This window comes from Pyxidicoccus sp. M15, assembly GCF_056858435.1.
The window spans coordinates 11,975,360-11,992,495 of record NZ_CM166495.1 but is presented as its reverse complement, the minus strand read 5'-3'; the positions used below and the strand labels follow the sequence as shown (position 1 = coordinate 11,992,495).

Sequence of the window (17,136 nt, the reverse complement as noted above, 5' to 3'; positions counted from 1 at the left end):
GGGCGGGCCACGTGCAGATGCCAGGGGCAAGGGGAGGGTGGGCAATCCCAGGTGCCTCAACACCTCCTTGATGCCGGGGCCTTTGAGCACCGCCAGTATCGTCCGGCGCCCGCCGCAGCCAGGACAGGTGAAGACGTCGAAGTCGAAACTGCGCTTCAGCAGCGTGGCCCAGTCCAACCGCGCAGCGCGCTGCTTGCTCCGCACCTTCGCAGCGCCAGCAGGGGCCTCAGGGGACTGGCGCCCGGGGGCGAGAAGGGGCTGGAGCGCATCCTGGAGGCGACCCAGCGCGCCACGCGCATGATTCGAGACCTGCTGGACTTCACCCATGCGCGCGCCGGCGAGCGCATCCCCATCCGGCCGTGCACCATGGACCTGCACGTGCTGGCGCGCAACGTGGTGGACGAGGTGCTGCTCGCCCATCCCCAGCGCAACATCCAGGTGGAGCTGCTGGGGGACGGGCGGTTGGAGGCGGACGCGGACCGGCTGGCGCAGGTGGTGAGCAACCTGGTGGGCAACGCGCTCCAGCACAGCGCGGCCGACTCCTGTGTGCGCGTCGCGCTGCCGGAGGCGGAGGGCGGCGTGTCGCTGGAGGTCTTCAACGTGGGCACGCCCATCCCCGCCGCGCTGCTGCCCACGCTCTTCGATCCCTATCGCCGGGGGCCGGAGGCGCGCGCCAGCCAGGGCAGCATCGGCCTGGGGCGCTACATCTCCCGGCAGATCGTCCTGGGCCACGGCTGCAGCATCGACGTGTCGTCGACGGAGGAGGGCACGCGCTTCAAGGTGTGGCTGCCGCGCCACCGCAGGTGGTGACACGCCGAGTGGGCGATGACTGGCATTGATAGGGGTTGGCTTGACACGAGCGGCGGATGCATCTACCTTGCGTGCATCCTCTCGACGTGGCGCCGCAGCGCCTCTCGCGTGACCTCCTCGACAGCCTGAGCAGCAGCCTCCCAGCGCGAGCCCTTGTGGCGGCACTGCGTGAGCGGCTCACGTCCTCTCCTCCCTCTGTGTCGTGTCTTGCGCCGCACCACCGGCAGCATCCCGGCCGGTCAACCCGTCCCTTGGGGATTCAGCCACCCCACGGGCTCGTCGTGCCCTTGGCTGTCGCGATGTATCGCTGTCAGTCGTGTCAGAAGTCCGTCGGTCCCGGTGTGTCCTGTCATCGCGTGACGGTGGCCACCCGGCTCGTCGAGTTCCCCGCGCGTCCGAGCTGCCAACGTGCCTTCGTCGCCGGCCGCATGAAGTGGAATGACGACCCTGGGGGCGTGGGGCCGCAAATCGTGCGGGAGCAGCAGCTGTGCCCGGTTTGTGCTCGGGTCGCGAGGCCCCTGTTGAATTGAGCCGCCTGCGCGCGCGACACGGCTCGCACCCTCGGTTCCTCCGGAGGCGCGAGCCGGCCTTCCTACAGCGCGTGGCTCATGGGCACGGAATGGTGACGCGGCTGCACACCGCCTCGCCGGGACAGCAGCGGTAGTTCGCCCGGCAGGGCGGACACTCGGGCCCCGGGCCGGGGCCGTAGTAGCCCTCGCCGACGACCGTGGCGAAGCCGAGCATCGTGGTGTGCGTCATCTCCGAGTACAGCCTGAACTCGAACGTATTGCCGGCGGTGATCCACGTCGCGTCCGCACAGCCGCTCGGGGCCCGGGCGAAGAGCACCTCGGACTGCCCGTTCAGGCTCAGCCACACCTCCGCCGTCGACGTGCCGGTGGTGTTCCAGCACACCGTCGTCGTCCCCGTGTTCGTCTGGTTCAGGTTGATGAGCACGGTGGAGGGGCTCGCGGTGACGCTGCCTGCGGCCAGCTCACTCGACGTCTGCCCCAGCTCCTCCAGCTCCGGGACTTCCGCGGCCCCCCCGCAGGCCAGCGCGAAGGTGGCGACAATCAATGACAGGATGCGCTTCATGGACAACCTCCCCTTGAATGGGCTGCACCCAGGAGACGACCATGCCCCGCGCCAATTGCCAAAGAAATACGCACGCGCAGTGAATCCTGGCGCGGTGAGCCATCCGCGGGGATGACGCGACACGCCGAAGCGCCGCGAGCGCCCGACTATCACGGTCGGACGCTCGCGCGCGGCTCCGGCGCTGGGGCGATTCCCTGCACGAAGCTGTTATTTCGACGGAGCTGTGGAGCGTGATGCGAGCGGCGTGAGGTGGAGTACGCGGAGCTGCTTTTCAAGGGTGAGCCTGCGGTCGGCGAAGAACGCCACTCCACGACGCACGTCTGCGAGCGCTCCATCGAGGTCGCCCGTCACGTAACGGAGTTGCGCACGCAGGAAGAGCTGGGCGCCATGGTCCAGCGCCTGGTGCCGCAGCAGCTTCGCGGGGCTGTCCACCGCATCGAGGAACGCGGCGGCGCGTGAGAGGTCCGCCGCGAGCGGCGCCGTCAGCTCCGCTTCATCGGTGCTCGCGTCCAGGTTCCACTCGGACGGAGCCCCCGAGACCAGGTCCTCCATCCGTTCGCGGAAGTGACACGCGTGTTCCCTGGGGGCTTCGGGGACGGGCTCGTTCTCCAGGCGTAGAGGGCGTCGAAGGCGATGGCCACATTCACGTAGCACCGGGCCTCGCTCGCGGTGTTGCCGTGCGAGCGCTGCACGTTGAGCACCTGGAGTGTCTCCCCATGACGGCGGCGCCAGGTCAGCTCCTTCTTCTTGAAGCCACCTGCCTTGGCGAGCGGCTTCATCGCGGCGGTGGCGATGGCGGTCAGCGTCTTGATGGCGTCCATGGTCATTCGGACTGTCGTGGGAGAGGCGCTACGCGCGCGAGTGAGTCCCGGACCGCGGCGCACAGCGCCGTCCGCTCGGTGAGGATGGCGGAGACGTGCCCGGCGTTCACCCATCGCAGCTCGCTCTCCTTCCAGTGGCCATGCAGGGTGCGCGTCTCCGCCGCCGGGACGAAGCCGTCCTTCTTGCAGGCGAGGAGGATGGCCGCGCCGGGCTGTCTCGGGGGCGGGAACTTCGTCAGGTTCGCCAGGTCGAAGATACGGCCCAGCCGCTGGCGGGCCTGCTCCGCGTCCCGCCGGGCGCCGTCGAGCTCCGCGAAGGAGATGGACCACGACAGCAGCCCCCGGGTGAACACGGGCACGGGGGACGCGCCCGCGGCCAGCGCCGCCACCGCGAGCGGCCCCGGGAAGAGCACCGCCGTGAGCGCCGCCATGTACCCGCCCATGCTGTAGCCCGCGATGCCCAGCCGCTCGTAGCCGGCGTCGCGCAGCCACGCGAGCAGCGCGCGCGCCTCCTCCACCATGCCCAGGTTCATCAGCACGTGGTCGCTGACGGTGCGCAGCGCGCCGCCCTTCTGTCCGAGCGGACGGCGCACGCCGTAGTACGGATTCTCCAGCAGGAAGAGGTCGATGCCCTCGCGGACGAGCGGCGTGTAGAGGCGCTCGCGCAGCACGTAGCCCTCTTCGCGCGATGCGGCGAGCACCACGCAGGCCGAGCGCCCACGGGGGCTCTCCGCGCTCAACCAGCGGACGTGCGCCGTCTGGATGGGCGGGGCCAGCAGGGGCAGGGGAGAGGTGAAGGTTCCGTCGCGAAGCCACGTACCCCGGTGCGCCCTGGCTTCACCCCAGACGGGTGAGACGCGGGCCGGCTCTGGGAGGAAGGAGGTCCCCACCTCCACCTTCTCCAGCAGTTGCTCGTCACCCCAGCCGTTGGTGAACAGCCGGGCGCGGCGGGCCAGCCCCGCGAAGAGGACATCCACGACGTGCGAACCGAGCGGGGACCAGGACTCCACGCGGCCATCCTAATCGCGCGGCTTTCCCTCCTGACGTGCCCACCGTCGAGTGACGCCCAGGCCCATGCCCCCGCATCGAGCCCCGTGCTGGACCTCTGCGCCGTGTCCTCCACCTCGGCCGGCGCGCTGCTGCTGGCACTGTATCCTGCCCGGCCCGGCGGAACCCACATGTCGGTGTAGCCTGGGAAGAGCGCTCGAAGGGCCGCATGTTTGGAATGCGGCCTGGGGCTGCTGGGCTTATCTCCACAGGGGTGCCCCCAATGACCGCTCAAGAACGTGTCGAGCGCGCCGCCAGCGCGCTGAAGGTCTTCCCGCTGCCCTCGGCGGTGCTCTTCCCGCACACCGTCATCCCCCTCCACATCTTCGAGCCGCGCTACCGCGCCCTGGTGAAGGACGCGCTCGCCGGGGACCGCGTCATGGCGCTGGCCCAGCTCGAGTCCGGCTGGGAGGGCAGCTACGGCGGCAAGCCCCCCATGCAGCCCATGATGTGCGCGGGCATCATCATCTGGGACGAGCAGGTGGAGGAGGGGCGCTACAACATCCTCCTCCAGGGCGTGAGCCGCGTCCGCCTGGCCAGCGAGCTGACGAGCGACAAGCTCTACCGCGAAGTCACCGCCCAGGTGCTGCCAGACCTGCCCTACCAGGGGCCCGAGGAGGAGCAGCTCCGCCAGGCCGTCTTCGAGCTGGCCGGCCGGGTGCCTCCCTCCTTCGCGGAGAACCTGCTGCCGGTGGCCGCGCGCGCCATGGGCGGCACGCTGGCGGACGTGGTGGCTTCCGCCATCGTCCCGGAGGCCGAGCGCCGTCAGGAGCTGCTGGCGGAGCTGGACGTGAAGCGGCGCCTGGGCGCGGTGATGGAGGACATCGGCGAGCTCATCGGCCGCCTCCAGCCCGTGCGGCCCTCCGGGCCGCTGAACTGACCGCGGGGCCCCACCGGCCCGCGGGTTGGGCTTGCCTTGAGGGACGGGTCGGGCATTGCTGGGACCCACACCGGTGCCGGATGGCGAGCCCCTCCCGGGCGCGTCCGGCCGAAAGGGGACTGGAACCACCATGCGGCTCGTGAAGCTTGGGCTTGCCAGCGTCAACACCACCGTGGGCGCCTTCAGCAAGAACACGGACAGGGCCCTGGCGCAGGCGAAGAAGATGGCGGCGGATGGGGTGACGCTCGGGGTCTTCCAGGAGCAGCTCATCGCCGGCTATCCGGTCGAGGACCTGGTGCAGTGGCAGGGCTTCGTCGACCGGCAGTGGCCGGAGCTGGAGCGCTTCGCCCGCGAGACGGCGTCGCTGCCCACCGTCTTCATCCTTGGCGTGAGCATCGCCTGGCAGGGCCTGCGCCTCAACTGCGCGGCGGTGGTGGCGGGCGGGCGCGTGCTGGGGCTCGTGCCCAAGGAGAAGCTGCCCACCTACAGCGTCTTCTACGAGGCGCGGACGTTCGGCCGCGGCCTGCCGGGCATGGCGGAGACCCATCGCGGCGTGCCGCTGGGGGACTACCTCTTCCAGTTCGACTTCGGCCTCGTGGCCCCGGAGGTGTGCGAGGACATCTGGAGCGCGGACGGCCCCATGCGCCGGCGCACCTATTCCGGCGCGGAGCTGGTGGTGAACCTGTCCGCCTCTCCCTTCCGTCTGGGTTTCGTGGAGACGCGGCGCGAGCTCATCGCCACCCGCGCGGCGGACCACCAGTGCACCATCGCCTACTGCAACGGGCTGGGCAGCAACGACGGCCTCATCTTCGACGGCGGCGGCTTCCTCAACCAGAACGGCCGCCACGTCATGGAGACGCCGCGCTTCCAGGAGGGCTACGCCGCGGCGGTGGTGGACCTGGACCGCACCCTGCGCCTGCGCGGCGAGGCCACCACCTGGCGCGTGGACCGCGAGGCCTGGGTGGCCAGCGGGGGCCAGCGCGTGCCCGTGGTGGACTGCACCGCCGCGGTGAAGACGCGCCGCGAGGGGCTCACCTTCCCGGTGCCCCCGCACCGCAGCTTCTTCCTCCCGGGGCCGGACCAGCGCCGGCCCGCCCGGGAGGCCCTGTGCGAGGACCTGCTCGACGCGCTGGCCCTGGGCGTGGGCGACTACTTCGAGAAGACGCGCGCCTTCAAGGTGCTGGGAATCGCCCTGTCGGGCGGGCGTGACTCGCTCCTGACGCTGCTCATCGCCCACCGCTACGCGAAGAAGGCGCGGCCGGAGGACCCGGGCTCGCTCATCCGCGCGTTCTACATGCCCAGCCGTTATTCCAGCGACGCCACCAGCAACGCGGCGGAGACGATTGCGCGCGAGCTGGGCGTGCCCTTCCAGGTGGTCTCCATCGACGAGGCCTTCGAGCGCGAGCGCGCCGTCGCCCAGAAGATGCTGGGGGACAAGCCCGTCACGCCGATTACGGAGCAGAACATCCAGGCCCGCCTGCGCGCCCAGCGCATGTGGAACTGGAGCAACTCCTGCGGCGGCCTGTTCCTGCAGACCGGCAACATGAGCGAGAAGTCGGTGGGCTACACAACCATCGGCGGAGACCTCATGGGCGCTCTGGCCGTCATCGCCAACGTACCGAAGACGGTGGTGATGTACCTGCTCGACTACCTGCAGGAGACGACGGGCTACGAGGGCATCAAGAAGGTGCTCGCCAAGCCCGCCGGGCCGGAGCTGGCGCACAACCAGGTGGGGGAGGAGGAGCTGATGCCCTTCCCCGTGCTCGACGCGTGCTTCTACCTGCACGCGGGCGAGAAGCTCACCCCCGCGGAGATGCTCCAGGCGCTCACCGCCATGTTCCCGGAGGTGGAGGCGGCGCGCCTGAGCGGCTACGTGGAGAAGTTCGTCCGCCTCTTCCACCAGTCCATCTACAAGTGGGTGCAGTCCCCGCTGTCGCTGCACATCGGCAACCTGGACCTGGACCGGGAGCGCGCGCTGCAACTGCCCGTCGTCACCGGCACCGAGTGGATGCGCGAGGGCTGACGCGCAACCCCTGTTGCCTCCATGCCACGCCCGGCCGCCCCACGGACGGCCGGCCCGTGCGGCGATCCGCCCTTGCCGGGTGGCGCCTTGCCGGATGTCACTTCGCAAACAACCTTCAGGTCAGCCACTCGACGATGGAGGGTTGGATGAAAGCGAAGATTCTGGCGGGCGCCATCGCGGCGCTCATGTACGGCACGGCGGCCGTTGCCGCTGATGGTGACTGCCCGCCTTCACAGGCGAGCGCTGACAGGTCCACGCAGGGGATGACGCTGGCCCAGGCGCAGGATGAGATGCCCGTGGAGGGAGACGTCCAGCAGGAAGACACCACAATCATCGAAACGGAGCCGGTGCCCGACACGGGCGTGGCGCAGGACCCGCTGCTCGAAGAGGGCGTGGGCGGCAGCGGCGACGTAGGACAGGAGCCGGGCATCGGCGGCAGCGGCAAGCAGGGCGAGATGATGCTGCGCTGCGAGCCGGTGAACCAGGGCACGGGCGGCAGTGGAACGATGCAGGCCCCGCCGTCCCAGGAAGTGATGCCTCCGTCGTCCCAGGAGCTGGCCCCGCCGCAGACCGAGGAGCTGCCTCCGCCGCAGTCCTCCGAGGTGTACCCGCCGCAGGACGAAGCCACGGGCGGTAGCGGTATCGCCACGCCTCCTCCCGACTACCGGCCCTCGGCCGAGGCGGCGGAGCCCATCGAGCCGCTGGAGGTGGAGGAGAAGGACAAGCACGACCTGACGGGCCTGTCGCTGATGATCGGCGGCGGTGTGGAAGGCTACACCGGTGAGCTGGCGCCGCAGATCAACCCCGGCGCCACGGCGGGTGTGACCGCGGCCATCCGGCCGTCCAAGGTGTTCGGCATCGAGCTGGGCTACAGCGGCGCGGTGAACAACATCGACATCCCGACTGATGGCGGCGCGGTGGATGGCCCGGACCTCGTCCGTAACGGCGGCACGGCCGTGGCGACCCTGGGTCTGTTCGCCACTCCCTGGCAGCCCTACCTGCTCGGCGGCATCGGCATCAACGACTACAACTTCCGCGGTGGTGAGGGGCTCGGCTACTCGGACGACACCGTGGGCAGCGTGCCGGCGGGCGTCGGTCTCCGGGGCGCCATCGGCCGCACCTTCGCCGTGGATGCACGCGTCAACTACAACTTCCTCTTCGACAAGGAGTTCGCTCCGGGTGTTGATTCCGGCGGCGGCGACTTCAACGAGGGCGGCAGCTACCAGGGCACCGTGAGTGTTGGCGGTACCTTCTGAGCAGCCTGTCGTGGAAGTTGATTTCGCGGGATGACCTGGTGGCGCGGTGCCCGGAAGACAACGGGCCCCGCGCCACCGCGCGTTTTACGGTGCGGCGCGTGCGCGCCCGGCGCGTTAAGGTGTCCCACCCCCGCGGCAAGAGGAGAGGTGAATGAGCCTGAAGGTGGAAGACGTGAAGGTGGGAACCGGCACGGAAGCGACGGCCGGCAAGTCGGTGACGGTGCACTACGTGGGCACGCTGACCAGCGGCTCCAAGTTCGACAGCAGCCGGGACCGGGGCCAGGGCTTCACCTTCAAGCTCGGCGCGGGCCAGGTCATCGAGGGCTGGGACAAGGGCGTCGCCGGCATGAAGGTGGGCGGCGTGCGCAAGCTCACCATTCCCCCGGAGATGGGCTACGGCGCGCGCGGCTACCCGCCCGTCATCCCCCCCAACTCCACCCTCCTGTTCGAAGTCGAGCTGCTGGAAGTCCGCTAAAGGAAGCGAGGCGCGTCATGGCGGCGGTGGAAATCACGAAGGACAACTTCAAGGAGACGGTGTCGAAGGAAGGCATCGTCGTCCTGGACTGGTGGGCGGCGTGGTGCGGCCCGTGTCGGGCCTTCGCGCCCACGTTCGAAGCGGCCTCCGGCAAGCACCCGGACATCGTCTTCGGGAAGATTGATACGGACGCCCAGCCGGAGCTGTCCGGCGCGTTCGAGATTCGCTCCATCCCCACGCTGATGGTCTTCCGCGACGGCATCCTCCTGTTCGAGCAGGCCGGAGCGCTTCCGGCCGCCGCGCTGGAGGACCTGGTCAAGCAGGTGCGCGCGCTCGACATGGAGCAGGTGAAGAAGGAAGTCGAAGCGCGCCGCAACGAGCCGCCCCAGGCCTGACACCGGGGCGGGCGTTGAGAAGGCCGGGAGCCCCGCTGGCGGCGTGGCGGGGCTACCAGCTCACGAGCAGCGTGAAGGACGAGTAGGGCGGCTCTCCGGACTCCAGCTCCACCCGGAAGGTGAGCTGGGGGTTGCCCTTGAGCAGCCCGCTGAGCGCCATGCCGCGGCTCCACGCGGGGCCGAAGAACTCGTCCCGGAAGATGAGCCGGGCCGAGCGGTCCGAGACGCGCTCGTACTCGCGCTCGCCGTAGGTGGAGGTGGCGCCGGCCATGCCCTGGGTCACGGACAGGCCCTCGTTCGGGTCCTTGCCCGCGACGGAGAGCACCATCTCCCCCACGGGCGCGGAGAAGATGCGGTTGGCCGCGTGGAAGGACAGCTTCTCCACCGCGTCCGAATACGTCAGGCCCGTGGCCACCAGCGCGGTGGCGCCCTCGTGGAGCAGCTGGAGGTACTCGCGCGCGGAGCGGAACGCCGGGGCGCCCCTGGAGGAGGTGGCGCGCGGAGGCGGGCCCCCTTCTGCGTCCACGGGTTTCCCTGTCAGCTCGGCGATGCTCTGCCGGAGGCTCTGGAGGAAGAGGTCCAGCACGGTGTGCTCGGGCTGGCACAGGGCGAGGCGGGCTTGGAGGAGCTCTGGGGAGTCCATGTCCCCTATCTACCCCAGCGCGCGCTCGTCAGGGGAGCGGGCAGCGGGGCAGGGGGGCCTGCGTTGGCAGGGGAACTCGCACCCGGTGCGATGTGTTCAGGCAAAGGTGCTTCGCAGCGGGCTGGCCCTCAGGGCCCTGCTCCGCTGCTCCCTCCCCTTCTCATACGCGGTGTCACTGCCGCGGACGGACTGAAAGGTGCCTTCCTCGCTCTCTCATCTCCCCTCCGTCCCTTCCGCAGTCTCCTCCGAGCCCTCGCCGCCCCGCGCCCGCATCCTCCTGGTGGACGACGTTCCGGCCAACCTGGTGGCGCTGGAGGCCATCCTGGAAACGCTGGGGCAGGAGCTGGTGACGGTCCGCTCGGGGGAAGAGGCGCTGAGGGAGCTGCTGCGCGGCGACTTCGCCTGCATCCTGATGGACGTGCAGATGCCGGGGCTGGACGGCCTGGAGACGGCCCGGTTGATCCGCTCCCGCGAGCGGACGCGGCACGTGCCGCTCCTCTTCATCACCGCGCTCAGCCGCGAGGCGGCGTACGTCACCCGGGGCTATGCGCAGGGCGCGGTGGACTACCTGCTCAAGCCGGTGGACCCGGACATCCTGCGCGCCAAGGTGCAGGTGTTCGTGGACCTGTACCTGCGCGGCGAGGAAGTGAAGCGCCAGGCGCTGGCCCTGGCGGAGCAGCGGCGCGCGGCGGAGGAGCTGCAGCGCGCGGCGGAGCTGGAGCAGCAGCTGGTGGGTGTCGTCGGCCACGACATCCGCACGCCCCTGTCCGTCATCCTCACCACGGCGAAGGCGCAGCTGGGCTCGCAGGCGCTGCCCGCCGCGCAGCGCAAGGCCTTCGAGCGCGTGGCGCGGGGCGGTGAGCGCATCCAGCGGATTGTCGACCTGCTGCTCGACTTCACGCGCGCCCGCCTGGGCGGCGGCATTCCCGTCGTCCCCCAGGCCGGAGACCTGAACGACTTGTGCATCCGGGTGGTGGACGAGCTGCACGTGACGCGGCCGGGCCGGGTCATCCAGTGCGACTTCGCGCGCGACAGCCTGCACGGCGCGTGGGATTTGGAGCGGATGGCGCAGGTGGTGTCCAACCTGCTGGACAACGCGCTGAAGTACAGCCCGGAGGGCACACCGGTGCGCCTGTCCACGTGGGAGAAGGGCGAGGGCGTCTACCTCGAGGTCCACAACGCGGGCGCGCCCATCCCTCCGGAGCTGCTGCCGCACCTGTTCGTGCCCTTCCGCCGGGGCGAGGGCTCCTCCGGGGCCACGGCCCGCGAGAGCCTGGGCCTGGGCCTCTACATCGCGCAGAGCATCGTCCAGGCGCACCGGGGCACGCTCGGCGTGCGCTCCACGGAAGGAGAGGGCACGGCGTTCCGCATCTGCCTGCCCCGCCGTACGGACGCCTGGCAGTCCGCTCCGTGCGCGGAGGCGCCGGAAGCCCTGTCGATGACCGCCTGACGCCGGCTACTCGGACGAACCGCCGTCCTGGACGTCCACCTGCTGGAGGCGCTGGACGGTGAGCGCCCGGAGGTTGGCGTCCACGGAGAAGAAGACGAGGGCCGCGCCCACGTTCGCGACGAAGCCGTCGTCCTCGCGCTGCAGCCGTGCCAGCAGCTGCTCGGGCGAGCCCTGCTCCAGCGCCGCGGCGAGGTTCTCCAGGTGCGTCTCGATGTGGAGTCGCACGTCCTCCGGGAGTCGCTTGAGCTGGAACTCCGCGGATTGGGAGATGAAGATACGGCCGGGATGCATGTCTGGGGGCTCGGTGGAGGGACCGTTCCAGACTGTGTATCCCGGGGTGGAACGGCCAGTCGCCAACATTCCGGCGCGTTTCACGACTGTTCAGCCGGCTACACATCGTGCGCCCCTTCACACCTCACCTCGCGACGGTGCAGACGCCGCCTCCGTTGAGGTGTGCCTGGTCGACGATGCTCCGGGTGATGAACTCCTGGAGCGTCCTCACGTCATACGCGCCCGGGAGGTAGACGACGGGTTGTCCGCCCGAGTCCCGCAGCTCCCGTCCCTGGCTGTCGCGCAGGTCCGTGAGCTGCTGTGAGGCGAGGCCCTCGGGGGTGATGACGCCGTCCTCTCCGGCGGTGGCGGCGATGGCGTCGAAGCGCAGGCGCACGCCTTTGTGGGTGCCCAGCCGGTCATAGAACATGTGCTCGGCGTGGATGGTGACCTCGGCTTCGGCCACGGAGGCCTCGGGCACGATGATGCCCTGGGTGCCGTCCGCGCCGTTGATGCAGTCCTGCATCTGCGCATCCACGGGGAAGCCCATGCGGAAGGTGAGCACGCCCACGCCGGCCTTCACCGCGCGCCCCTCCACGAAGTAGCTGAAGCCGCGCTCGCGCATCATCGCCGCGTCCTCCGCGGCCACCTGGCCGTCCGCCAGCTCGGTGCCGTCCCGGGGCGGGCTCAGCCGGAAGCCCACGTCCCAGCGGCCCGCGGGCAGGCCCTTGAGCTCCGCCAGGGGCACGTCGCCCTTCTGCACGTCCACCAGCACGTGCCGCGCGCTCGTGTGCACCTCCCCGGAGGCGGAGGTGAGGGTGAAGTCCCCCAGCGACACGAGGTAGCGGGTGAACTGGATGGACCAGCCGTCCTCGAAGAGGGTGTCCGGCAGGCCGCGCTGGGTGCGGTCGCCTCCGCTCATCGTCACCTTCACGTCGCCCGTGGCCACGTTGTCGCAGGCGGCGCCCGCGAGCACCCAGGCCGCCAGCACCGCGCACCACGTCGTCCGGGACCGCCACTGTCGTGCGTTCATGTTCCATGGATGTAAATGCAACTTTGTTGCAAGTCAATCCGGGGCTGGGGTATCTGGGCGTGGAGGTGCCCCGGACGTCTGGCCCGCCCGTCGGGTGGGCGGCTTTCCGGGGGCCGGTGCCATCTGGAGCGAGGTCATCACCCGTGTGGATTCCGACGTTGGTGCTCTGCGTGCTGAGCGCCACGGCCGACGTGGCCGTGACGCCGCCCGTGCCCCTGGAGGCGCCGCCGCCGGTGCTGCCGGTGGGGGTGCCTCCGCCCGAGGTCCCCGCCACGGTGCTCCTGCGCGTCACCATCGATACGGCTGGAGAGGTGTCCCATGTGGAGGTGCGGCAGACGGCGGGTGTGGCGTTCGACCGGGCCGCGATGGCCGCCGCCGTGCGCTGGCGATTCCAGCCGGCGCGACGCGGCGGGGAGCGGATTGAAGTGCGGGCCGACGTGCCCGTTACCTTCGTGCCTCCGGTGCACGGACATCACCTGGAGCCCGTGGACGGCGCGAAGGACGGGGCGGCCACCGGCACGCAGGCGCATGGCCCGGAGATAGCGCAGGAGGCGGAGCTGCCCGAGGCCGGCGCATCGGGCTCCTCCGAGGCCGGCGCATCGGGCTCCTCCGAGGTCGGCGCATCGGGCTCCTCCGAGGCCGGCGCATCGGGCTCCTCCGAGGCCGGCGCATCGGGCTCCTCCGGGGCCGGAGCTTCGGGCTCCTCCGAGGCTGCACGGGAGCCGGCTATCGCGGACGGTGGCGATGCACCGGGTGCCCCGGACGATGCGCCCGCCTTCTCCACCACCGTGCGCGGCACCGCGAGCGCGCCGCCTCCCGTCTCAGTGGGCGACCTCCACATCCCCGTGGGACAGCTGGGGGACGTGCCGCGCCACTCGGCGGCGGACCTGATGCTGCTGGCTCCCGGGGTCATGCTCGCCAACCACGGCGGCGAGGGCCACGCGGAGACCATCTTCATCCGCGGCTTCGACGCGGGCGAGGGCAAGGACGTGGAGCTGCGCCTCAACGGCGTGCCCCTCAACGAGGTCTCCCATGCGCACGGCCACGGCTACGCGGACACGTACTTCATCATCCCGGAGCTGGTCGAAGCCCTGCGCGTCACCGAAGGGCCGTTCGACCCGGCTCAAGGCGACTTCGGCGTGGCGGGCACGGTGGAGTACCAGCTCGGCCTGGAGCGCCGGGGCCTTACCGCCTCCGTCGCCTATGGCAGCTTCGCCTCGCGGCGGCTGGCGCTGGTGTGGGGCCCGCCCGAGTCCAACAGCGCCACCTTCGTGGGCCTGCTGCTGCGCCAGGGCCACGGCTTCGGCCCCAACCGCGCGCACGCCAGCGCGGGTGCCATGGCCCAGGTGGAGCTGCGCCTGGGCGATGAGACACGGCTGCGCCTGTTCGGCACCAGCTACGGCATGCGCTTCTCGTCGGCCGGCGTGGTGCGGGAGACGGACGTGGTGGACGCGCGGCTGCCCTGCGCCTCCGACGAGGACTCGCAGTTCTTCTGCCTCTACGACGCCAACCAGGGCGGCGCGGGCCAGCGCCACCTGCTCTCCGCCGAGCTGTCGTCCCGCCTGAAGCGTGGGGGCCGCTTCGTGCAGCAGGGCTACGTCGTCCTCCGGCAGACGCGCATCCGCGACAACTTCACCGGCTTCCTGCAGGACACGCCGCCCGGAGAGGAGGCCCAGCGGGGGGACAACACCGAGGGCTACTACCAGGGCTCCACCGTGGGCCTGCGCGGGCGCTACACGCCGGGGCTCACGCTGCTCGGGCAGCCCCGGCCGCTGGAGCTGGGCTACGAGGCCCGCTTCGACGACGTGCACACCCGCTCGCGGCGCCTGCGCGACAGCGGCGGCGCGCCCTACACCACGCGCTTCGACAACCGCGTGCGCACCACCCACCTGGCGGCCCATGCCTCGCTGCGAGCCTCGCCGCTGTCCTGGCTCACCCTGCGCGGCGGTGTGCGGCTGGACACCTTCCTCTTCGGCGTGGACGACGAGAACCGGCCCACCGAGGACCGGGACGGCCCGCGCATCCCCGAGGAGTCGCTGGAGGCCTACGGCTTCTTCGCCAGCCCGCGCGGCACCGCCGAGGTGCGGCTGTCTCCGAGACTGAGCTGGCTCACCAGCGTGGGCCTGGGCGCGCGCTCCAGCGACGCGGCCGCCCTGTCCGACGCGGAGCTGGCGCCCTATGCGCGAGTCACCTCCGCCGAGACGGGCCTGGGCTGGCGGCTGGAGGACGCGGGACGGCCCTACGCCCTGGAGGCGCGCGGCGCCGTCTTCGCCACGCGCGTGTCGCAGGACTTCGTCTTCGACGAGAAGGCCGGCCGCAACCAGCCCATCGGCGCGTCGCAGCGGCTGGGGGCCTTCGTCTCCGCGCGGGGGACGTGGCGGGAGCGGGTGGACGTGCAGGCCTCGCTCGCCTGGGCCCGCGCCACGCTGCCGGTGCCGGGCGCCTCCGCGTGGAAGGTGTGGGACGGCACGGTGATGCCATACATCCCCCAGCTGCTGGGCCGGCTGGACGCGTCCGTGCGAGGCACCGCCACCGTGGCGGGCGAGCAGCTGGGGTGGAACGTGGCGGTGGGGCACAGCGCCGTCGGCCCCCGGCCCCTCCCGCTGGACCGCTTCAGCGACTCCGTCTTCCTCTTCGACGTGGCCACGCGCGCGCGGTGGAAGGCGTTCGAGGTGGGGCTCACCGTGGAGAACCTGCTCGACGCGCGCTGGAGGGAGACGGAGTTCAACTACGTCTCCAACTTCCGCGGCCCGGATGCGCCCGCGTCGCTGCTGGCCACGCGGCACTTCTCCGCGGGCGCGCCGCGCACCTTCACGGGCACCTTCACGCTGTACCTGGACCTCCAGGAGGACACGCCATGACGTCCCCGCTGCGCACCACCCGGCGCGCCTTCACGCTGATGCTGGGCTCGGCCCTGGTGGGCGGCGTCGCCGCCTGCGGCCTGTCCGGCACCGGAGGCCGTGGCATCACCTTCCGCATGGGCCTGCGCACCGCGCTCGCGCCCGGTGAGACGGCGCCCGGTGAGTTCACCACCGACACCGGCTGGCACGTGCGACTGTCCTCGGGGCGGATGGTGCTGGGCCCCATCTACCTCTTCGAGAACGCGTCACCCCTCCAGGCCCGGGCCTCGCCGTCGCGCCGGCCGGAGGAGCGGCGGCTGCTCACGGCCCCGGCGCACGACAGGGGACTTTCCTCCCGCCAGGCCCCTGCGCTGCGCCGACTGGGCGAGTGGCTGCTGCCCTCCGCGCGGGCGCACGAGGGGGACTTCTTCTCCGGAGGCCGCGTGCTGGGCGAGTGGGACCGCGAGGTGCTGTTCGACCTGCTGGCGGACGGCGGCGAGGCGCGAGTGCTGGGGCGCTCGCCGGGCATCGCCGGGCTGGCGCGCTCCTTCTCGCTGTTGCTCCAGCCGCCGTCGAAGGCGCTGGGCGCCGAGGGCGCGGCGCTCAACGGCCGCTCGGTGCTGCTGGAGGGCACGGCCTTCCGGCAGGAGCAGCGCGTGCCCTTCCGCGTCGCGCTGGACTTCCCTCCGCCGCTGGAGCTGCAGCGCGTGGACTTCGTGCCCATCGAAGCGGAGCTGGATGACGAGGGGCTCTTCGTCGTGGAGGTGCAGCCGCACCGTTGGTTCGAGGGCGCGCACTTCGACCGGCTGGAGGTGCCCCCCGGAGGCGGCCCCGTGGACCTGACGCCGGAGACCCAGGTGCACCGCGCCCTGTCCGTCAACCTGCGCCGCTACACTGCCTTCGCCGGCTCTTGGGCGCCAGCGTGAGACCTTGGGACGAAGCGGATGGGTAGACGCGTGGGGCCGAGCACGTTGAGCGCCTTGCGCGGCACCCACGGCTCGGTGCTCGCGAGCTGAATGCCGTCCAGCCGCTCCAGCAAATCCGTGAGGGCCACCCGACCCTCCATGCGCGAGAGCGCCGCGCCCAGGCAGAAGTGGATGCCGTGCCCGAAGGCGATGTGTGGATTGGGCTCCCGGGTGATGTCGAAGCGGTCCGCGTCCTGGAACTTCGTGGCATCGCGATTCGCGGAGCCAATCATCACCAGCACCAGCTTCCCCGCGGGGATGACCTGGCCGTGCAGCTCCACGTCCTTCTTCGTAGCGCGGAACACCATCTGCGCCGGCGTGCGGTAGCGCAGCACCTCCTCGATGGCCGACGGCAGCAGCCCCGGCTCCGCCCGGAGGCGCGCGAGCTGGTCCGGGTGCTCGAGCAGGCACAGGAGCGCGTTGTTGATGAGGTTGGTGGTCGTCTCCGTGCCGGCGGACAGCAGCAGCTGGAAGAAGCCCAGGAACTCGCTCGGCGTCAGGTGCTCTCCGTCCACCTCCGCCTCCACGAGCCGGGTGAGGAGGTCGTCCTTCGGTGCCCGCTGCCGCTGCGCGGCCAGGTCCGCGAAGTAGGCCCGCATCTCCTCCTTCACCACGACGTTCTCGCTCAGCGCCCGGGCCGCCTCCTCGCCGCCGGAGACGGTGTAGCTCAGCGTCATGATGACCTCGGCCCAGTGCATGAAGCGCTGGCGGTCCGCGGCCGGGATGCCCAGCAGCTCGGCAATCACAATCATCGGCAGCGGGGCCGAGTAGTCCGCGACGAGGTCCATCTCCCCACGCGCCAGCACGGGCTCCAGCAGCGCGCGTGACAGCTCGCGCACGCGGGGCTCCAGGCTGGCGATGGACTTCGGCGTGAAGGCCCGCATGACGATGGCGCGCAGCTTCGAGTGGCGCGGCGGGTCGGAGAAGACCAGCCAGTCGGGCGCCTTCCCCGTGGGTGTCTCCACCACGGAGCTGAACGCGTCGTGGTCATGGAGGGCCCGCTTCACGCTGTCGTAGTCGAACAGAATCCACATGCCGGAGCTCGGCTCGTGGAGCACGGGGAAGGCGCTCCGCGCCTGGGCGAACAGCGGGTACGGGTCCCGGCGCATCTCGTCGGAGAGAAAGTCCAGCATGGC

General features: G+C 71.0%; 17 protein-coding genes. 10 read left to right on the top strand and 7 right to left on the bottom strand.

Translation table 11 applies throughout. The features are described from left to right. Window positions 1–297 precede the first annotated feature (297 nt). Entirely contained in the window at window positions 298–810 is a 513-nt protein-coding gene (locus tag ACX9TP_RS44570) for a sensor histidine kinase (protein WP_482976796.1), read from the top strand. Between the two features lie 606 nt (window positions 811–1,416). On the opposite strand, the gene ACX9TP_RS44565 is transcribed toward ACX9TP_RS44570, so the two are convergent. Further along, entirely contained in the window at window positions 1,417–1,902 is a 486-nt protein-coding gene (locus ACX9TP_RS44565; protein ID WP_482976795.1) for a hypothetical protein, read from the bottom strand. A 249-nt stretch (window positions 1,903–2,151) separates the two neighbouring features. Here ACX9TP_RS44565 and ACX9TP_RS44560 point away from each other — a divergent pair, with 249 nt between their 5' ends. Next, on the top strand, window positions 2,152–2,361 hold the full coding sequence (locus tag ACX9TP_RS44560) for a hypothetical protein (RefSeq protein ID WP_482976794.1): 210 nt from the start codon (window positions 2,152–2,154) through the stop codon (window positions 2,359–2,361). A 23-nt stretch (window positions 2,362–2,384) separates the two neighbouring features. Here ACX9TP_RS44560 and ACX9TP_RS44555 read toward each other — a convergent pair whose 3' ends face one another. Further along, window positions 2,385–2,729, bottom strand: a complete 345-nt coding sequence (locus ACX9TP_RS44555) for a DUF4304 domain-containing protein (protein WP_482976793.1) — start codon at window positions 2,727–2,729, stop codon at window positions 2,385–2,387. Continuing rightward, window positions 2,726–3,733, bottom strand: a complete 1,008-nt coding sequence (locus ACX9TP_RS44550; RefSeq protein WP_482976792.1) for an alpha/beta hydrolase family protein — start codon at window positions 3,731–3,733, stop codon at window positions 2,726–2,728. The genes ACX9TP_RS44555 and ACX9TP_RS44550 overlap by 4 nt, the downstream gene beginning before the upstream one ends. A gap of 260 nt (window positions 3,734–3,993) precedes the next feature. Between ACX9TP_RS44550 and ACX9TP_RS44545 the strand changes: the two genes are divergently transcribed. The 5 genes from ACX9TP_RS44545 (at window position 3,994) to trxA (ending at window position 8,799) form a co-directional block, all read left to right on the top strand. Further along, entirely contained in the window at window positions 3,994–4,650 is a 657-nt protein-coding gene (locus ACX9TP_RS44545; protein ID WP_482976791.1) for an LON peptidase substrate-binding domain-containing protein, read from the top strand. A 130-nt stretch (window positions 4,651–4,780) separates the two neighbouring features. Next, window positions 4,781–6,673, top strand: a complete 1,893-nt coding sequence (gene nadE, locus ACX9TP_RS44540) for an NAD(+) synthase (protein ID WP_482976790.1) — start codon at window positions 4,781–4,783, stop codon at window positions 6,671–6,673. Window positions 6,674–6,819: 146 nt separating this feature from the next. After that, on the top strand, window positions 6,820–7,929 hold the full coding sequence (locus ACX9TP_RS44535) for an outer membrane protein (protein ID WP_482976789.1): 1,110 nt from the start codon (window positions 6,820–6,822) through the stop codon (window positions 7,927–7,929). Between the two features lie 151 nt (window positions 7,930–8,080). Further along, window positions 8,081–8,404, top strand: a complete 324-nt coding sequence (locus ACX9TP_RS44530; protein WP_482976788.1) for an FKBP-type peptidyl-prolyl cis-trans isomerase — start codon at window positions 8,081–8,083, stop codon at window positions 8,402–8,404. Between the two features lie 17 nt (window positions 8,405–8,421). Then, a complete protein-coding gene (gene trxA / locus ACX9TP_RS44525) occupies window positions 8,422–8,799 on the top strand; it encodes a thioredoxin (protein WP_482976787.1) in 378 nt (125 codons plus the stop codon). Window positions 8,800–8,851: 52 nt separating this feature from the next. Here trxA and ACX9TP_RS44520 read toward each other — a convergent pair whose 3' ends face one another. Further along, window positions 8,852–9,442: a DUF2378 family protein gene (locus tag ACX9TP_RS44520; RefSeq protein ID WP_482976786.1), complete on the bottom strand. Its 591-nt coding sequence runs from the start codon at window positions 9,440–9,442 to the stop codon at window positions 8,852–8,854. 196 nt (window positions 9,443–9,638) lie between these two features. Between ACX9TP_RS44520 and ACX9TP_RS44515 the strand changes: the two genes are divergently transcribed. Continuing rightward, a complete protein-coding gene (locus ACX9TP_RS44515; RefSeq protein ID WP_482976785.1) occupies window positions 9,639–10,892 on the top strand; it encodes a hybrid sensor histidine kinase/response regulator in 1,254 nt (417 codons plus the stop codon). Window positions 10,893–10,898: 6 nt separating this feature from the next. On the opposite strand, the gene ACX9TP_RS44510 is transcribed toward ACX9TP_RS44515, so the two are convergent. Further along, window positions 10,899–11,183 (bottom strand): type II toxin-antitoxin system RelE family toxin, encoded by a 285-nt coding sequence (locus ACX9TP_RS44510; RefSeq protein ID WP_482976784.1) that lies wholly within the window; start codon window positions 11,181–11,183, stop codon window positions 10,899–10,901. Between the two features lie 124 nt (window positions 11,184–11,307). After that, the gene (locus ACX9TP_RS44505) at window positions 11,308–12,195 is read right to left on the bottom strand and encodes a hypothetical protein (protein WP_482976783.1); all 888 of its coding nucleotides are present in this window, start codon (window positions 12,193–12,195) and stop codon (window positions 11,308–11,310) included. 143 nt (window positions 12,196–12,338) lie between these two features. Here ACX9TP_RS44505 and ACX9TP_RS44500 point away from each other — a divergent pair, with 143 nt between their 5' ends. Together ACX9TP_RS44500 and ACX9TP_RS44495 are read left to right on the top strand one after the other, a co-directional pair. Then, window positions 12,339–15,056: a TonB family protein gene (locus ACX9TP_RS44500; RefSeq protein ID WP_482976782.1), complete on the top strand. Its 2,718-nt coding sequence runs from the start codon at window positions 12,339–12,341 to the stop codon at window positions 15,054–15,056. Further along, complete coding sequence (locus ACX9TP_RS44495) at window positions 15,053–15,961, top strand: hypothetical protein (protein WP_482976781.1); 909 nt, start codon at window positions 15,053–15,055, stop codon at window positions 15,959–15,961. Before ACX9TP_RS44500 ends, ACX9TP_RS44495 begins: the two co-directional genes overlap by 4 nt. Here the strand turns inward: ACX9TP_RS44495 and ACX9TP_RS44490 are convergent. Next, on the bottom strand, window positions 15,925–17,133 hold the full coding sequence (locus tag ACX9TP_RS44490; RefSeq protein WP_482976780.1) for a cytochrome P450: 1,209 nt from the start codon (window positions 17,131–17,133) through the stop codon (window positions 15,925–15,927). The genes ACX9TP_RS44495 and ACX9TP_RS44490 overlap by 37 nt on opposite strands. Window positions 17,134–17,136 lie beyond the last annotated feature (3 nt).